The organism is Paenibacillus sp. J22TS3, from assembly GCF_018403205.1.
GTDB classification, from domain to species: Bacteria; Bacillota; Bacilli; order Paenibacillales; family Paenibacillaceae; genus Fontibacillus; species Fontibacillus tuaregi.
The window spans coordinates 45,201-62,480 of record NZ_BOSF01000009.1; the positions used below are offsets into that span (position 1 = coordinate 45,201).

Consider the following 17,280-nt stretch of genomic DNA (forward strand, 5'->3'; position numbering starts at 1 on the left):
CTAGACCTCCTTGGACTCCTTGTATTCCATCTTCGGCAGCTCGTCGGTGGCCGACAGCGTCAGCGACATTTTGTGGACCCCGCCCTCAAAAGAGTGGTCGTCGGAGGACACATAGTACCCACCCAGAATCCCTGTCATCGACTCCTTAACGTACACCGCAGAGCCGGATACTACCTCATCAATGCCCAGGCATTCAACATGGGCCTCATCGTCAATGGTGCCCATATCCTCCAGAAGCTGCTTGGCCCGCTGCTCCATCTGGGATTTCGTCATGCTCTGGTCCGGCTTCTCCAGATGCTGCATGATGCCGAAGCGCTGAATCAACCCGGCATCCATCGCACTTGCTGTCAGCTCCTTCTTCTTGCTGTCGCCACCGACCACCTTGATCTGGGTCTTCATTTCCTCAATCGATTGAGAGTAGCTGGCACCCAGAATGTTAACCCCGTTCTCAAGCACCCACTTTACCTCCTGCTCCTTGCGGGGGAGAAGATGAAGCTTGCCTTTGCGGGAAGTCAGATAGAACTGCTCCCCTGTCTGTTTGCGGGTCTCGTTAATTGCCATGATCATCATTTCGAACAGGGTTTTGTCCCGGAACACCAGCTTTGGAATAACAAATCCGGTATCCTTAATCTCCCCTGTATCTATCGAGAAATCACCGCACAGCTTCTTCACCACGGCAGACGCTGTCATCCCTCGAAAAATCCGGGTGTCCTTGTTCTTCGTCAGATAAATGTTCTCGTCATACGCCGTCAGTGACATCTGCCCCTGCGCATCAATCTGATCGGAGAAAATAACACCCCGGAACAGCTCCTTCTTCTCATTTATAATCAGCCTCAGCTCGTTTCCCTTCTGGGGCCTTTGAAGACGGCTGCGCATATCCGCGGTATTGGACATCTCCACCACCAGCTTCCGGGAAGCCTGCTTACTGTCCCCAGACCACTTGACCGACTTCACAATCGGATCGAGAAACGTCTGTACCCCGCCTTCGATATAAGCGACACTCCAGCTCATGAAGGAATCACCAGCTTCTGTCCGGGATAGATGGAATTCGGATTCTTCCCAATGGTCTGCCGGTTCAGACTATAGATCTCATTCCAGCGGTCACCCTTTCCAAGCGTCCGCTGAGAGATTTTCCACAGCGTATCCCCCGGTATAACCACATAAGCCTTCGGCGGGACGCGTGAGTCAGGTCTGGCGTCCCGATCAACAACAACCGCTGCACCGTAATCCGTATTCTCAATCTGGCGGAACTGAACCTCCTCATACTGCTTCAGCTCCAGATCGTAGTATACATCCCCCGGGCTCCCCGCCCGCTCGCTGTACTGGAACGACCGGACCGTCACCTGCTTCTTGATCTCCGCTCCCGTGATGGTCAGCCGGATGGGACGGCGTGCCGCCATCCAACCTTCGATCAGCTCTACCGTTTTCCAGGGAGCCAATAAATCCTCGTATTCGCAGTAGCCGGGATGATAATCGCGGGGGAAAAAGGAAGAGAAGGAGTACACCTTCAATTCCGGGTCTCCGATGACCGTATATTCTCCAAGCTGGGTCACCTTCACATCCTCGTATCCATGCGAGCTCTTCACCGAGATCTGCTCCGGATTCACAGGCAGCCACAGTCTCTCCTCCATATCCAGCGTAGACAGCCAAAATTCTAGAGACGCCATCAGGCCATCAGCCCTCCCGCACTTTTGATTTCACGGGCAAGGGCTCTGGCAATGGCATCAATATCCGAGTCCTGCCGGACGTTAAATGTGTTGCCCGTTATGGAGATGGCCCCACCACCTGCCCCGGAGGCAGCCGAGTACTCCCGGTTCTCACTAGCCGTCATAATGCGCTCGCCTTTATGAAGCCTGGCCTGCATACCGTCATAAGGGACATAGTCCAGGCCATGATACCGGTTCTGGAGCGGGGCGCTTCCCGAAGTCGCCTGCCCTGCGGCGGTCCCCTTCTGAACGTTCACGGTAGCTGCTACGCTCTTGTCGTCCCCGAAAAGATCGCCAAAGAACGAGGAAACTGCTGTAGATACGGTCTCCACCAGATCCAGAATCCCCTGCATGTGATATTTGAACAGATACGCCAGACCCGCGATCGCTACGCCGACCAGTGCCACTACAGCGATAATTGGCAGGAACGGAGCAACCGCAGCCCAGCCCGCCACCGCCGATGCCCATAGAGCCGGGGCGAACAAGCCGATAAGCACTGCGGCCATGCCTGTAATTGCCGGCACAAGAATATCCGCCTGATTCGTAATAAACTCAATCACGCTGACCATCGCTTCCCCGAATGGCATCAGCGCCTCGCCAAGCGGGGCCAGCGCCAGGGTAATCCGGTTCTGCAGCGTGGCGAACCGGTCGCCGAAGCTCTCCACCGAGCTGGCGTGCTTCTGTATGCCGCCGTCTGACGCATTCATGGCATCCATGATGCCCTTGAACTCCACTTGGCCCCCGCGCAGGGCAGTAACCAAGTCTCCGCTTACCGAGGCGCCAAAGGTCTCCGTGGCAATCCGGGCGGCTTCCGTCTCTGTGGCTGCGCTGCGGATTTTATCCGCTACTGCCGCGATGCCATCTGCAGGCAGCCCCTTCTTCAAGGCATCCTCAATCGGGGTAAGTCCTTGGCTTTGCCACTTGGCCATAAGAACCATGGATTGGTCAAAGCCCATACCCATCTGCTTCAGCGGCTCACTAGACTCGCCCATCTTCTTCATCAGATCCCCCATAGAGGTGTCCCCGGCCCGGCTCGCCGCAAAAAATTTCTCCATCATCATCTTGCTGTCATCCGTGGCAATGCCCCATACACTCATTGCCTTGGCCGCTGACTCCGCAGCCGCCGCACTGTCCGTGCCGGTAAGCCGCGACGCATCCAGAAGCGTCTTGGTCATGCCCTCCAGCTTCTTGCCGGTCAATCCGGCATCCCGGTTCAGAATGCCCATCGCCTTGCCTACCTCGGTTAGACTCTGCGGTACCTGGCCGCCTACCGTCTTGAAAGAGCCCACAAGAACGTCCATATCCACCGCCGCAGCACCTGAAGATGAACGCAGCTCCCCAAAGGCCTCGCTGTACTTCGTGGCTGCCTCAATCGACTGGTCCTTGACCAGTGTGAACAGGCTGCTTGCCGTTCCGGTTATGGAGGAGAAGGTGTCTTTGTTCTTCTCCGCCATAACATGGAACGGATCATTGCCAAGGGGCTTGCGCAGCTTCTGGTATCCACGCTTCAGGGCACCCGGCGGATTATCGAACTTCGTCTTAATCCGGTCGCGAATGCTCAGCGGCTCCTTCTTGCTAAACCGGCTCTTGATCCGCTCCATCAGCCCCTTCTTCTCGGGAGCTGCCGCTGGAGCCGCAGACTGGGCCGCAGCGGCTGCCTGCGCTGCTTTGGCCGCGGCGCTGGCTTTCTCCCGCGCCTCCTGCATGGCCTGCAGCCGTTCCAGCTTGCGCTTCGCCTTCCGGCCCTTTCCCGCTGCAGCCGCGGCAATCGCCGCCTTCATCGAAGCCGCTTCAATCGCTTCGGCCTGCTCAGCTGCCGCCTTGGCCGCCTTCGCCGCCTCCTGCTTCGCGGCTTCGGCCCGGATGGCATAGGCCTTCTTGACGGCCTGCTTCCCGCCGCGGATCATTTCCATCTGCATAGCAGCAGCCAGGGCGGGGCCTTTCGCTGCCTTCTGCCAGCCCTCGCTGATCTTGCTGTACACACCCGGCTTTGACAGATTGTTAGTCATTTCCGTGATTTTCGCTAGCAGCTTGCTCAGCTTCTCCGCACTAGATAAATTATTGCTCAAGCATCTTCACCTCCCGCCAATCCGTCTTATCCGCCTCTTCTGCGGGCGGCCAGCCGCTCTTCCCTCTTCTGTGCTTTCTCTTCCTCCTCCAGCTGAAGCAGCATCGACGCGTACATGAAGCGTTTGACCCCTTCTTCCTTGTTGTACACTTCATCCGGCGGAATATGATGCCGCTGGAAGATCAAATGCAAGAGGAAGGCTTCGCCGCCCGCCTTGATCAGTTTTTTATTTCATCGTCGTCGCTGTCGAAGCCGCTGATCTCCAGAATCTCTGTGGACAGCTTCGCAACTTCGCCCGCCAGCAGAAGCCCTAAAATCGCTTCAGTCGGTGTGCCGTACTTGTCGATGAGCTCCTTGGCCGACCAGTCTGGAATCAGACAGGCCTTCTGGATCACCAGCGCGCCGAACTGCTCTTCATCCAGCACCTTCTCCCGCTTCTGTCCTTTGCCTGTATAATGGGTGCATTGCTCCTGAATCCGGTTGATCGTCTTTCCATCAAGCGCCTGAATTTGAAAATCCACACCAAGCCGCTTCATGTGAACATCCTTTTGCGGCTTGCTATCAATACTTAGCAGGGCATGAAGCACGCTGCTCTGTCTGTTTTCTGCAAGAGCCATAATTACATCTCCTCTATATAAGTTAATTGCTCCTAGGCGGAGCCGAATCAGGTGAGGAGCCTTGTCACACCAAGAAGGCAGACCAGCCCCCCCCTCCTGCAGAGCCGCACCCGGGGCGTTCATAAAGCCCGGCTGCCGGTTAAGCCAGCCTATTCCGGATGAATAACATCCAGCAGTTCATAACCGGTGAAGTTGAACGGAAGCTCCTCTTCCACCAGCGAGCCCACTTCGAAGTGAACGAGCGGGATTTTGTCGAACATAACCCCTTTAAGACGGACACGATAAGCCCCATAAGACTCCGGGTCCTCCAGCTTCAGAATCAATTCAGTAATAAACGTTCCCTTAGAGTCATCGGCAACCTGGCCGATCAGCTCCACAAACTCTGACGTCACCTTGTAACCGGAGATCGTTCCGGTTCCGCTTAGACCCGTAACCTTGTGTGCGGTCCAGCGGGTACCCGAACGTTTAATTTCCTCCTTCGTGATTTCCACATTCGCCTCGGCTGTTTTGATATTGGTCAGCCACTGCCCGTTGTGATACACGTATCCATAAGTTCCATTAATTACACGGGTTGCATCCAGCAAAACAAATCCCTCCTAAATAGTGTTCTGAATATGATCAAATCCTGATTTCCAGCTATATAAAATGAACTTATGAAGGTTGCCCTTATGGGGCGCTGCGATGCCGAGTGTTCTTTAAGGCCGCTATTGTCTCCGAAATACTTGAACTAGATATCCACTGGGGCATTTCGGAGACAAAGGCGGACGCTCCGCTTCTTCAGAATCACTCGGCCTCTCCGCTGAGATCGGCTAATCCTAAAATTCATTCTATATAGACTACTCCTGGTCCTATTCCTGCTCCTGGTCTTGTTCCTGCTCCTAAACCTTCACCGTCAGGAAAATCCGCTCCATGCTGTCAATCTCTGTAAAGCTGATTAGCAGGAACACGCTGTCGCCTTCCGATTTGCGGTCCGGGTCAAGTCCCACCACGATATCGGTAAGCACATTGTTCAGCTCAAGACGCTCCAGATAAGCCTTGACGGCAGCAATCAGGGCGGCCTGACCGTCTGCATTGTTATCCAGCTTGCCTATGTAGGAGTCAGCCGCCGTCTTAGGAATATCAGTTGCTACCGCCTGTCTTGCGCGGATTGCGCGAATTTTCTTCTTGCTGGTAACGAGCCCCTGCTCTACCTTTACCTTCTCCCCGTCATGAACAAGCACCAGTGAGCCTTTCTTAAGAGCTGCGGTCACTTCACTGTTCTTCAGCCGCTTGACCACATCCGTGGCGCGTACTGGAGTATACGTGATCGACTTATTAATTCCTGTACCGGCAATTAAGCCCGCAATATACGGCGCATATTGGGAAGAGCTGTACAGCTCGCCGTTGATGCTGGCGCCCGTAATCAAATTCACCACATAATCATCAGCAAGCCGGTCTGTCCGGGCGTTCCCAAGCTCCGGATTCATATCATCCGCCGCGGTTCCACCAAAGACGGTGAGGAAGTGTTTGCCTTCCCCCCGGTTGCGGATACACCAGTTGCGGGTATTATCCTGCTCCTCCGCCGAGAGCTCTCCCGGGAATACAAATACATTAAAGTTGCGAGATTCAAACGCATCTCTCAGCGCAAGATACACCTCTGCATCGCTCTTGGCCTTGGCTGGTGCGGCGGGCACTGTGTAGACCAGCACCTCTTTGGCTCCACCTTGCAGAATAAGACGAATAGGAGCCACATTGGCGATCCCGAACTTCTCTACCGCCTCAACCTCTTTCTCAATGGTATAAAACTTGCCTGCTTCAGCCGTGCCATATTGGAACAGCGGCAGCGCAACGGTGCCTCTGGCCCCTCCCTTGATCTGGGCCGCAGCGGCCTCCACGAAATTAATATAAAGACCCGGCCGGACTGGCAGAGTAATCGGATCCCATGTTCCACCCATATTAATGACCACCTTTCAAATTGTTGTGCATTCTGACTTCCACACGCTTCAGCTTCGTAAATGTCTCAACAGCCACCGGCTCCCGGTACTGGATTTGAAGCACCGCGCTGCAGCGGACAAGGCCGTTCTCCTGCTCTTCCGCGCTGTCATAAGTGAAAGATTCCGCCTTAATTGCTTTCCCTGCTGAACCAGCAGCGGGAATAGACACCTGCTCGTTCATCACGTACCGGCTTAACGTGTCCATGCCAACTACCGCTTGCCGTGCGTTCTCCCCATAATGAACGACCGTATACTGTCGCTGTACCCAGGTCTGGGACAAGCTCTCGCCCCGGCGGATATCCTGCTTCAGCATGATGACGAACTGGCCTTTTTTCCGCTCGGCAGGCACAGGCTCCTGATAGGAGTGAACCACCGCATCCGGGAATTTGGCTTTAATAACCTCCGCAATACCTGTAATCTCTTCGGCGAGTGACATGATCTTTCATCCCCTTCGTTTACTTATCCCTGTTAGCCACCCTGGTTAACTCAGGCGGTCTAGGCTTGGGCTCCCCCCTTTCAACCTTCATGCCACCACGGCTGCCGCAGCTGCAATACGAATTATAGAGCCGACTCCAGCGATCCGGGGAGGATGAACTTTTTTCACCAGGGGTGAAAACATTTCACCCTATCGCAAGACCCAGAGGATTGATATACTGAATGTACTTGTAAGTATCTGGTAGAGAACGGCTGGGAGGATTGTGGAGTGAGTGTAATCCGGATTATGCTTGTGGATGACGACCCATTCTGGAGGGAGAATATCAGTGCCGACTTGGCAGACGAGCCCGACATTGAGGTTGCAGCGATAGCCGCAACAAAAAAAGAAGCCATCGAAATGGCTTCCAGGCTGGATATTGACATTATTCTGATGGATATTAATTTAAGCGAGAATAATCTGGATGGCCTCGAGGCCGTGGAGCAAATTCTGCGGATGCCTGGCAAGGACCAGGTGAAGATCATTATGCTTACGTCAATTACCGATGCCGAAGTTGTCATGAAGTCTTTCAGACTCGGCGCATTGAACTATATTAACAAATCCAGCCTGCAGGATATGCTGCACGCTATACGTGAAGCCCACCTCGGACGCGCGGCGATCCATTCGGATGCGGCCCGCATTATGCGCAGTGAGGTTCAGCTCATGGAGCTGACGTCCACGGAACGCGAGGTGTTCGACCTCCGCCGGAGCGGGCTGAGCAAGCGCCAGATCTCGGAACAGCTGCACAAATCGACGAATACGATCAAATCGCAATTGCGCAGCATCAAGAATAAGCTGACCCACTTTAAGATGGATGCGGATGATCCAGATGGCTAGCATCCCGGGAGTGTCTTACTTCTCTGGCCAAAGGTCTATATTTGAATCCGGGGAAGTGCAGTGATAGCGTAACTCCAGATCCGTATTCATTTACGCTCGCGAGCATTTTCCCCCCGTGTTTGGACATCACACTGGAACAGTAGGATAGGCCCAAACCGTAGTTAAGCGCATTCTTTTTGGTGGTGAAGAAGGGTTCAAAGATCTTGCTCAAGTGCTCTTTGGGAATACCCGCACCATTGTCCCTAACCTCAATCCTAAATTCCCTCCTTCCCGCAACCGTTCTAAGGACTATTTCTCCTCCGCTCTCCGGAAGGGCATCCAGAGAATTACGGATCAGATTAGAGAGGGTCTCCTGGATATGAACCGCATCACATACCAAGGTTCCTTCCGCTTCCATCCGGGCTGACAATTGAACCGGCCTGTTCTCCGTTAACGTCTTGGCCGAATCAAGCACCGACTCAATCAGCTGCCCGATATCATGTGCTTCCTCATCCAGGACTACATCCTCTGCCTTCTCTTTGATCCGGTTCACCATATGAAGCAGATGCCTGGTTAACGTATGTACCTGTTCAATCGTGCCCGCTGCCCGGGAGGACTGTCCTGACCGGATTAGCGAGCTGCATTTCTCCGCCAAATAATCAATCTTCTGTATCTCATTCTTGATCGAGTGATTGAGTATGGATACCCCCATCGTCAGGGTCCGTATCGAGTGGTCCAGGCGCTGTCGTTCGATCCTCAGCTTAATGCCAAGAAAACCGTTGCGAATCGAATAAGTGAGAATCAACCCGACAGTCCCCAGAATAGCTATGAAATTCGCCTGCCACATTCCATTGCTCTCTAGATGAAAAGACCACATGCCCAGCTTTAGGTTATCAAAATTCACATAGTCCGAAGTAAAGGCCCACACCATTACGGTAGGGAATATAAGCATGGCCCGCTTCAGACTCCGCCTACGCTCGGGGTTCGTTTCCAAGAAATAAGCCGCATAATATCCAATGCAGCCCAGTAGGACATACATGCCGTCCCACCATCTGAACCAGGCTAGAGTGAAGGCGTTCCAAGGCTCGGTGGCGAGATGGTTGAAGATCATGATGAAGGGACCGGGGAGCAGCACGAGGGAGCAGATGAGTTTGATCCGGTAAGACAATCCTTCATTCAACCAGAGACCGCCCATGAAGAATACATAGGGAACCAGATAAAAATAAATGTGCATGGCCACCACTGTCGACCCATACAAAATCACATTGAGGACGGGATGCAGCCATGCCGCATCCTGAACAAAGGGCATAATCGACAGATGCATGGAAAAGGCAAAGCTGGCCGATCCCCCTAACAGAACCGTGAGCCCGACCCAGACATTGCTCCTTGTTCGGGACGCAAGAATAATGATACCCAGCGTCCACAACGACAGAAACATAAGAATGTAAATAATCCCCATCCGGCTTTCCCCAAGCCCCTTCCATTTATACTCATTAATTACCTTATCATACATTAAATCCCTTATTCAGTCAGCAGGGAATTTATCTTCTTCATGTACCCCTTCCTGCGTTCAGCACAGGGTTGATCAGGATTATTATGATGCTCTGTCTTCAATCCAAAAAGGCCGTATGTCCTAAAGGACACACGACCTTGAAATAACTTCCTTACTTGGTCTGAATACGTTAATATGACTTTTGAGGCTTGTACTTAAATCTTGAAAGTGACTTCCTGACTTGTCTGCCGACAGCTGCCTTGGCACGCGTAACCAAGGCAGCAGTCCCTCAGCTAATCCCTAATGATAACCCTTCTCCCCATAAGGCTGAAGTTCATTCATCCATTTCTCCTTCATCTTCTTGAGCGTGTCCTTCATATCCAGCCGGACGCCCTCTTTCTCCTTCACAGTCTCCAGCACCTCGATCACGAAGTTCTCCTTACCCATCTCCGTCCATTCCTTTTGCAGCTCTTTACACATATGAGAACCCATATTTAAGGAAAACTCCTGGCCGTTGACTGTCTTCAAATTGGGCGTGCTGTCCAAGTAAATTTTGCCGTTCTTCTTGTTCCTGATTTGGTAAACTCCTGCTTCGATCTTAATTTCCTTGGCGAGCATCTTGAGCTCTTGCTTACGATCCATTCCATTCTCCCCCTGTTCCGAGGCCGGACCGGCGAGCCAATACTCGCTTCCATCCGGCAATCTGTTCATAAACCCATACTCAATCAGATAACGGCGCAGCAGCGCATAGTCCTCAAAAGCCGTCTCCAGAATCCCGTTGACTTCCTTCTCACTGTATCTTCTCCCCGGCTCGAACCGCTTGGACAACTCGTTAAGAATAATCAGCTTCTGTTTCTCACGCATGGAGAAGCTCTTCAATGGACCATTCGTGCCCTGTGGAAAATATTTGCCCAGCACCTTGTCCCGTTCATTTTCCGTAATCCGGTAACGGTCGTCCTTGCTGCTGCCGGTCTGGATCTTAAGCGGGGCGGGAGCATGCTTATCCCTTGTCCGCAGCAGCTCCATCACCGCGAGGAACACCTTGGCCTGCCGTTCCTTCTCCTTAAGCACGAAACGGTGGTTGCGAACGGTGGAGGTGCTGCCAATCCCTAGTTCCTGCTGCACTTCCTTGTCACTCTTCCCCTGATAGAACAGCTTCAGCAGGTTGCTCTGAATCTCGGATAAGCCTGTGTAGCTCTTGTCCAAGTCAATTAGAAATTCAAAAGCAGAGCCATGTTTCTTCCTGATATGCACGCGGACATATTTCTCCGACTCATAGAGAACATCATCCTCCGGATAAATAATTCCCTTCTCAAAGCTGCGTCCGCAGCAGATACATACGAAATGGTCCTCCTTCTCCATGTAACCCCGCTCCAGCTCCGCCAAGGTAGCATTCCAGATCAATTCCGAATCAACCACGGACATCAACTCATTTCGTTTGTTTATTAATAGGCATTTTATTATTTTGTCTAATTTCTGTCAATCTATGTTGCAGCAGTACTGCCTATCCAGGCAAAAAGGCCGCGCCTGTTGATGACCAGGCGCGGCCTTAATAAGAGTTCTCTATCTCAATTCATCAGCTGTCCAAATACCAGCAGCCGCTTAAGCACCACGGAAGCCTCTGCCCGGGTGGACGGTGCACCAGGTCTGAACAGTCCTCCGCTGCCTTGAAGCAGCCCGGCCTTTACAGCGGAATCCACAGAAGAAACCGCCCAGGCAGATACGGAGCCCTTGTCCTTGAATACGTTGATTCCGTTCCCGCCAGCCGGAGCCTGTTTATTGAGCAGATTCATAGCCGAGCTCAGCATCGCCGCCATTTCTTCACGGGTTACCGGCGCGTTCGGCTGGAACAAACCGCCCCCCGTACCTTTAATCAGCCCTGCCTGGTATGCCGCTTCAATCGGAGCAGTGTACCAGACACCGGTCTTCACATCGCGGAAGCTTGAACTCATTCTATCCAGCGGCAGTCCCAGAGACCGGACCAGCAATGCGGCGAATTCGGCACGGGTAATCCGCTGGTTCGGGGCGAATTTCTCTGCGGTAGTCCCTTTGACCAGCAATTTCGAAGCCAGCAGTTCAATGTCACTGCGTGCCCAGTGTCCGGTCAGATCGTTGAAGGATTTCCCGCTTGATACTATCCCATATAGACTTGTGTGGGTTGTTAGAATCCGTACAGAATACCCCTCACTGTTCTTCATCAGAACAGCAGGCACAAACACAAGCTGCCCGTCCGCATCCAGTGTTACGGCAGACCATCGCTGCCCATTTGTTCCCGTCGGCAGATCAATCGTACGGGAGGCATACTCACGTCCGAAGTCCTGCAGGACAAATTTCTGCACCTCGTTCGTCAATGCAGCCTCGTATTCAACCGGGCGGATCAGGTTCCCTGCAGCCGCTCGGGAGACTGCCGCGTTCCATAGCGAGCTCCGGGAAGCATCGGCCTGGCTAATCGTCACTTCTACCCGCCAGCCGGCTCCAGAGCTGCCAGTCTGTTCCTTAACCGCACTCTGGTTAAGAACCGATAACGGCAGGTCGAAGCTTCCGACAGGAGTATCCAGCTCGACTACAGCCCCGGCCAATCCCGCCGCCTGACGGAGCACATCCGCCGGATAGGTGATCTTCCAGGTGTCCGCGCTATCGTTCAGACGGACCTGCCAGACAGCGGCTCCGGAAGACATCCGGCTGACCGCGCGGCTTGCCGTATCGGCACTCACATCCAGCACTGCCTGCTGGCGCCCATTCACCTGGCTGGTCTTCACTTCACCAGTAGCCGGCACGTATTCGAAGCCTGCTGCGGTGCTGTTAAACGTGCCTGTTCCCTCAGGGGCGGCCGGGGTCTCAGGTACTGCCGGAGGGGTCGGCGCAGGAACACCGCCGCCACCACCTGCTCCGCCAGAGCTGCTGCCCCCTCCCCCTGAGGCGCCACCTCCACCGGCTGAGCCGCTGCCTGGGCTGCCGCTGTCAGCACCCCCAGTGCTTCCACCGTAGGAACCGCCCGGGCTGCTGCCGCCGGAAGTGTCTCCTGAAGTACCTCCAGAGCTGCCACCGCCGGAAGATCCGCCAGAGGAGCCGCTGCCATTATCCGGGGCCGTCCCCCCTGTGGAACCTCCCCCAGAGGAGTTCCCCGGAGCCTGAACCGGATCATTAAAGTCCAGAAGGAAGGTCCCCGCTGTCAGATCTTTATCAACACCGGCAATATATCCGGCCTTAATCTTAATCGTAACGACCGCATCATCAGCGTTCGTATGGCTTGCGGCTGTGCCGGTGAACCGGATCAAGAGCAGCTGGTCACTGCTGCGCATGACCTCATAGCCAAGTCCTGCCGACAGCCCCTCCAGCACCACTCCCCCGGTCATATCCTGCACAAAGGTTCCGTGGTCCACATATACGGACTCCGTCTTGGAGACGGTCCCCTCATTGGTCAGGTCCTCTTCAACCACAGGCTGAAGAACCGACAGCACAGGTGTGCCTGTGTAGGAAGGTACGGTGTGAACTGGCACTCCGGTTACAGCAGCTTGGGCATTGCCTGCTGAATCCTTGGCGATCAGATAGATCACATAGTTCTGATCCGGCAGCAGCTTGTCCATATACAGAGCGGATTCAACACCTCCCGCAATAGTTACCGGGGTCATCTCCTGCAGCTTCTGTACCGTTGGTTTTGCCTCTCCCTCCGCTACTGGCAGGGCGTAAACGGCAGCGTTCTCATCCGTCTTAACCAGCAGCCGGACGGAGGTATCCGTAACCACGTCCACCTTCGGATAACCGGCCGTAAATACAGGCGGAGCCGTATCCGAAGGCTGCACCTGTTCCTTGGTCGTAAAGACAACCCGCTCTGGCAGGCTGTTCACATTCCCTGTTGTATCCACAGCCGCAAGATAGACCGCATAAGCTGTATTCGGCTTGAGATCACCGAAGGTAAGTGTGACCTCTGTATTCGCGGAAGCATCCGCCGACCCGGACTGCCTTATCTCCTGTACCGTTGGAGCGGCGCCGGAAGCCGGCTGCACCTTGGCGTACACCTTCGCGGACTCATCGACTTTCACCAGCACCTGGGCTGATACGTCTGCTACCACACCCGCCTTCGGATAACCAGCTACGAAAGCAGGAGCTGCCGTGTCCGCGGTCTGAATTCCCACGGCATTCCACGCTCCGGTCACAGCCTGAATAATTTGTTGTCGCAAAGCCTGGTACTCAGGATGAGCCTTCACATAATTCTGTGCGGCACTCTCATATCCGTTGGCCGCATCCCGGAAATCCGAGTTGCTCACCAAATAATTGATCAGCACATCGTAAGCCATGGAAGCCACCGCATCCTTAGCTCCAGCGGTACCCAGATGAGGCTCCAAATTGGCTACCATCAAGTAGCCTGCATGATTCGGAATACCGCTGTTGGTATGAACACCGCCATTATCATGGCTATCATCATTCGGAAGCACCACGTAGTTCTTCATATTCCCCGGCTGCGGAGACAGCAGGGCGGGATCAGATGGGTTCTTCAAGCTGCGCAGTGCCCGGCCGTCTGATCTAAGATCTTCGCCAATCAGCCACCACTTCGTATCCTGCTTGTCCACATCGGATTCAATTAAGGCGCCCATCAGATCCGAGAAGGATTCATTCAATGCTCCAGATTGGTTCTGGTAGGCCAAGTTCGCAGTCTGCTCCGTCACTCCGTGAGTCATTTCGTGGGCGACTACATCGAGACCGCAGGACAGGCAGTCAAAGCCGCCCCGGGATGATCCGCTGCCATCGCCGTACAGCATATAACCACCGAACCAGGCCGCGTTATCCCAGCGCCCCCCGTAGTTCGAGCTGCTCCACAGATCAGGAATGTGAACGACGGAAGTAATGGAGCCTCCCGCTCCATTAATGCTGTCCCTTCCGAACTTGTTCAAATAATAATCATAAACCTTGCCTGCGTTATAATGGGCATCCACCGCCTGCCGATCCGAGAAGGAAGTACCGGAACTTACTACATTGTTGTAGTAAATCCCGCCTTGGGCATCGGTCCCACTGTATGCTGTCGTGAAGATCCCCCGGTCCGTATCGGTATACCGCTGCCACATGATTTTAGTAATATCGGACAATTGGTACTTACCACTCTGAGGATCTTTATAAATATTCAATGATTTCGTGTCCAGATTGTACCCTACACCTGATCCAGCCGCCTCGTTCGCCGGATTCATGCTTCTTGCCTGATAGGTAATGCTGTACCCGTTAATGACTTCCCCGGTGTTGGCATCCACATATCCGGTCCACTTGCCCGGATGGGGGATAAGGTACATTAAGTTCACCTCATAAACGAGGCGATAGACCTCATTCACCGGGTAAATCATCAGCTTGGCTGAGGGCCCGGAGATATTCAGCATCATCTGCCCGGAAGCAGACGAACCGGTTCCCCAGCTGATGGATGTCCCCTCCTTCTCCTCAACCCAGCCTTTCATCGCGGCAATAGCCTGCCCGGAGCTGATGGCAGCCGTCAAATCGTCCGGCATTACCTCGTTCTCCGATTCTGTCCGGCTGGCCACCTCCTCAACCTGCTGATTCTCATCCAGATGGACACGAATATACTTGCCGTACACTGGAATGCCCTGAACCTGCTGCTGATACAGGAAATGGGTCATCTGCGCCTTATCCTTCTTCTTGCTGAGGAGCCGCAAGTTCCGTTGCGGGTCCGACAGCTGAGTAAGCTCCTTGTTCTCGCCCAGGAAGCTCATAACTGAGCTATCGCTGCCAAGACGAGGAGAAGTGATATCTTTATAAATACGGGACTTATCGTCAACAGCAGAATTTTGTCTGTTACTTGCATCCTCCGCCGGATTTTGCAGAGAGTAGCCCTCTGCCTGGGCTGAGGCCCGGACAACCCCTATCCCCCATGCCCCATTCGTAATACAGACTACAGAGAGCATGGCCACCAACATTTTGCGGATTCTATTGCTGCTCAACCGCCCTACCTCCCCTATTTCCTGTTGATAGATGAATAGACGATAAGTTGAATTCAACTTATATTGCTATAGCAGACTAAAGTGCCTATCAATGGTTATATCGGGTGTTTAACCATATTTTTGTAGAAACATCGACAATAAACATCATAATTCGACTCATCAAAAAAAAAAAAAAATATAAAGCCCGAGCCTGGATGAACAGCATTCCTTGGACGCAGCGCCTTGGCTTGTAAACCAGCTTCCGGCGCTTACGTCTCGTACCATTCATTAACCTATCTCGGGCTTGTTCTATCTCTACTATACTACATTAAAATCTATTATTTGTAGATCACACTTCCAGCTTCCTTAAACTCCTTGGCCTTCAATTCCATCCCTTCCTGGATCGCGTCTTCACTATCCAGTCCGTTCTCCTTCGCATACTGGCGAATATCCTGGGTGATCCGCATGCTGCAGAATTTCGGACCACACATGGAGCAGAAATGCGCCGTCTTGGCCCCTTCAGCCGGGAGCGTCTCATCGTGGTACTCCATCGCCCGCTCCGGATCAAGCGACAGATGGAACTGATCCCTCCACCGGAATTCAAATCGTGCTTTGGATAGCGCATTATCTCTGTCTTGAGCTCCCGGATGACCTTTGGCCAGGTCGGCGGCATGGGCAGCGATTTTGTACGTGATCACGCCTTCCCGCACATCTTCCTTATTAGGCAGTCCCAAATGCTCCTTCGGCGTGACATAACAGAGCATCGCGGTACCGAACCATCCGATCATCGCTGCGCCGATGGCCGAAGTAATATGATCATAACCCGGGGCAATGTCTGTGGTCAGCGGGCCAAGCGTATAGAAAGGGGCCTCGTCACAGATTTCCAGCTGCTTATCCATGTTCTCCTTAATCTGATGCATCGGCACATGCCCTGGCCCCTCAATCATGACCTGCACGTCATGCTTCCAGGCGATTTGGGTCAGCTCGCCGAGCGTCTCCAGCTCCGCGAACTGGGCTTCATCATTCGCATCCGCGATACATCCCGGACGCAGGCCGTCTCCAAGGGAGAATGCGATATCATAGGCTTTCATAATTTCGCAGATTTCCTCGAAGTGGGTATACAGGAAGTTCTCCTCATGATGGGCCAGACACCACGCCGCCATAATAGAACCGCCACGGGAGACAATGCCTGTCAGCCGTTTTGCAGTAAGCGGCACATAGCGGAGAAGCACACCCGCATGAATGGTGAAATAGTCCACGCCCTGTTCGGCCTGCTCAATCAAGGTATCCCGGTATACTTCCCAGGAGAGGTCTTCCGCCTTGCCGTTCACCTTCTCCAGCGCCTGATAGATCGGTACTGTGCCGATCGGAACAGGAGAATTACGGACAATCCACTCGCGGGTAGTATGAATGTTCTTGCCGGTAGACAGATCCATGATCGTATCCGCCCCCCACCTGGTCGCCCAGGTCATCTTCTCCACTTCCTCCTTAATAGAAGAGCCCACCGCGGAGTTCCCGATGTTCGCATTGATTTTCACTAGGAAATTACGCCCGATAATCATCGGCTCACTCTCCGGGTGATTGATATTGCTTGGAATGATGGCGCGGCCGCGAGCGACCTCGTCCCGGACAAATTCTGCGGAGACATTCTCGCGGATGGCGATATACTGCATCTCCGGCGTGATGATCCCTTGGCGGGCGTAATGCATCTGGGTGACGTTGCGTCCCGGCTTTGCCCGCAGTGGACGTTGTCCGTTTGAAGGGAACTGCTGCATATTGGCTCTTGGATCATTTTCCAGATAACCGTTGTCCTCCGGCTTGATCTGCCGTCCTTCATACTCCTCCACATCACCACGTTCCAGAATCCAGGAGCGGCGTCCCTGCGGCAGCCCCTTCGTAATGTCCGTTACCGCATCGGTATCGGAATAAGGGCCGCTCGTATCATACACACGGACCGGTGCATTCTCATGACTTCCATAGCTGTCCGAAGTTGGACTAAGGGCAATCTCCCGCATCGGCACACGGATGTCTGGGCGCGGTCCCTCAATATATACCTTGCGGCTGCCCGGAAGGGATGAAGTTTGAAGCTGCATCGTTTCTTTACTCATAACAAAAAAAGCCTCCTCTTTGTGTATCCGAGAAAGGCCAAGCGAGTGTATGGACAAAACAAGACCGGTCTTATTTCACACTTGGAAGCCCGGCTGGCTGCTGCATC

Annotated in this window: 13 protein-coding genes; 1 reads left to right on the forward strand and 12 read right to left on the reverse strand. The window is 53.7% G+C overall.

Annotated elements, in window-relative coordinates; genetic code table 11:
- From KJS63_RS22510 to KJS63_RS22545, 8 genes are all read right to left on the reverse strand, one after another.
- Entirely contained in the window at positions 1-1,011 is a 1,011-nt protein-coding gene (locus tag KJS63_RS22510) for an XkdQ/YqbQ family protein (protein WP_213621171.1), read from the reverse strand.
- Positions 1,008-1,667, reverse strand: coding sequence for a LysM peptidoglycan-binding domain-containing protein (locus KJS63_RS22515; RefSeq protein WP_244862738.1), 660 nt, complete (start codon positions 1,665-1,667; stop codon positions 1,008-1,010). Before KJS63_RS22515 ends, KJS63_RS22510 begins: the two co-directional genes overlap by 4 nt.
- On the reverse strand, positions 1,667-3,775 hold the full coding sequence (locus KJS63_RS22520; protein ID WP_213621172.1) for a phage tail tape measure protein: 2,109 nt from the start codon (positions 3,773-3,775) through the stop codon (positions 1,667-1,669). The genes KJS63_RS22515 and KJS63_RS22520 overlap by 1 nt, the downstream gene beginning before the upstream one ends.
- A 26-nt stretch (positions 3,776-3,801) precedes the next feature.
- Positions 3,802-3,966 (reverse strand): hypothetical protein, encoded by a 165-nt coding sequence (locus tag KJS63_RS22525; protein WP_204249253.1) that lies wholly within the window; start codon positions 3,964-3,966, stop codon positions 3,802-3,804.
- Between the two features lie 26 nt (positions 3,967-3,992).
- On the reverse strand, positions 3,993-4,391 hold the full coding sequence (locus KJS63_RS22530) for a phage tail assembly chaperone (protein WP_068613475.1): 399 nt from the start codon (positions 4,389-4,391) through the stop codon (positions 3,993-3,995).
- Positions 4,392-4,540: 149 nt separating this feature from the next.
- Complete coding sequence (locus KJS63_RS22535; protein WP_213621173.1) at positions 4,541-4,975, reverse strand: phage tail tube protein; 435 nt, start codon at positions 4,973-4,975, stop codon at positions 4,541-4,543.
- A gap of 294 nt (positions 4,976-5,269) precedes the next feature.
- Positions 5,270-6,325 carry a phage tail sheath subtilisin-like domain-containing protein gene (locus KJS63_RS22540; RefSeq protein WP_213621174.1) on the reverse strand — a complete coding sequence of 352 codons (1,056 nt, stop codon included), beginning with the start codon at positions 6,323-6,325 and terminating at the stop codon, positions 5,270-5,272.
- 1 nt (position 6,326) lies between these two features.
- Complete coding sequence (locus tag KJS63_RS22545; RefSeq protein WP_068613466.1) at positions 6,327-6,800, reverse strand: hypothetical protein; 474 nt, start codon at positions 6,798-6,800, stop codon at positions 6,327-6,329.
- A gap of 267 nt (positions 6,801-7,067) precedes the next feature.
- Between KJS63_RS22545 and KJS63_RS22550 the strand changes: the two genes are divergently transcribed.
- The gene (locus tag KJS63_RS22550) at positions 7,068-7,673 is read left to right on the forward strand and encodes a response regulator transcription factor (RefSeq protein ID WP_213621175.1); all 606 of its coding nucleotides are present in this window, start codon (positions 7,068-7,070) and stop codon (positions 7,671-7,673) included.
- Here KJS63_RS22550 and KJS63_RS22555 read toward each other — a convergent pair.
- The 4 genes from KJS63_RS22555 to thiC form a co-directional block, all read right to left on the reverse strand.
- On the reverse strand, positions 7,642-9,165 hold the full coding sequence (locus KJS63_RS22555) for a sensor histidine kinase (RefSeq protein ID WP_213621176.1): 1,524 nt from the start codon (positions 9,163-9,165) through the stop codon (positions 7,642-7,644). The two genes, KJS63_RS22550 and KJS63_RS22555, sit on opposite strands and share 32 nt — an antisense overlap.
- Positions 9,166-9,444: 279 nt before the next feature.
- The gene (locus KJS63_RS22560) at positions 9,445-10,569 is read right to left on the reverse strand and encodes a DUF2087 domain-containing protein (protein WP_213621177.1); all 1,125 of its coding nucleotides are present in this window, start codon (positions 10,567-10,569) and stop codon (positions 9,445-9,447) included.
- Positions 10,570-10,712: 143 nt separating this feature from the next.
- A complete protein-coding gene (locus KJS63_RS22565) occupies positions 10,713-15,086 on the reverse strand; it encodes a M4 family metallopeptidase (protein ID WP_213621178.1) in 4,374 nt (1,457 codons plus the stop codon).
- A 317-nt stretch (positions 15,087-15,403) separates the two neighbouring features.
- Positions 15,404-17,173, reverse strand: coding sequence for a phosphomethylpyrimidine synthase ThiC (gene thiC / locus KJS63_RS22570; RefSeq protein WP_213621179.1), 1,770 nt, complete (start codon positions 17,171-17,173; stop codon positions 15,404-15,406).
- Positions 17,174-17,280: the final 107 nt, after the last annotated feature.

Bases quoted from the DNA above. Each gene is read 5' to 3' on its own strand.
- KJS63_RS22530 (WP_068613475.1), bottom strand. From the start codon at position 4,391: ATGGCTCTTGCAGAAAACAGACAGAGCAGCGTGCTTCATGCCCTGCTA.
- KJS63_RS22515 (WP_244862738.1), bottom strand. From the start codon at position 1,667: ATGGCGTCTCTAGAATTTTGGCTGTCTACGCTGGATATGGAGGAGAGA.
- thiC (WP_213621179.1), bottom strand. From the start codon at position 17,173: ATGAGTAAAGAAACGATGCAGCTTCAAACTTCATCCCTTCCGGGCAGC.
- KJS63_RS22555 (WP_213621176.1), bottom strand. From the start codon at position 9,165: ATGTATGATAAGGTAATTAATGAGTATAAATGGAAGGGGCTTGGGGAA.
- KJS63_RS22545 (WP_068613466.1), bottom strand. From the start codon at position 6,800: ATGTCACTCGCCGAAGAGATTACAGGTATTGCGGAGGTTATTAAAGCC.
- KJS63_RS22510 (WP_213621171.1), bottom strand. From the start codon at position 1,011: ATGAGCTGGAGTGTCGCTTATATCGAAGGCGGGGTACAGACGTTTCTC.
- KJS63_RS22540 (WP_213621174.1), bottom strand. From the start codon at position 6,325: ATGGGTGGAACATGGGATCCGATTACTCTGCCAGTCCGGCCGGGTCTT.
- KJS63_RS22560 (WP_213621177.1), bottom strand. From the start codon at position 10,569: ATGTCCGTGGTTGATTCGGAATTGATCTGGAATGCTACCTTGGCGGAG.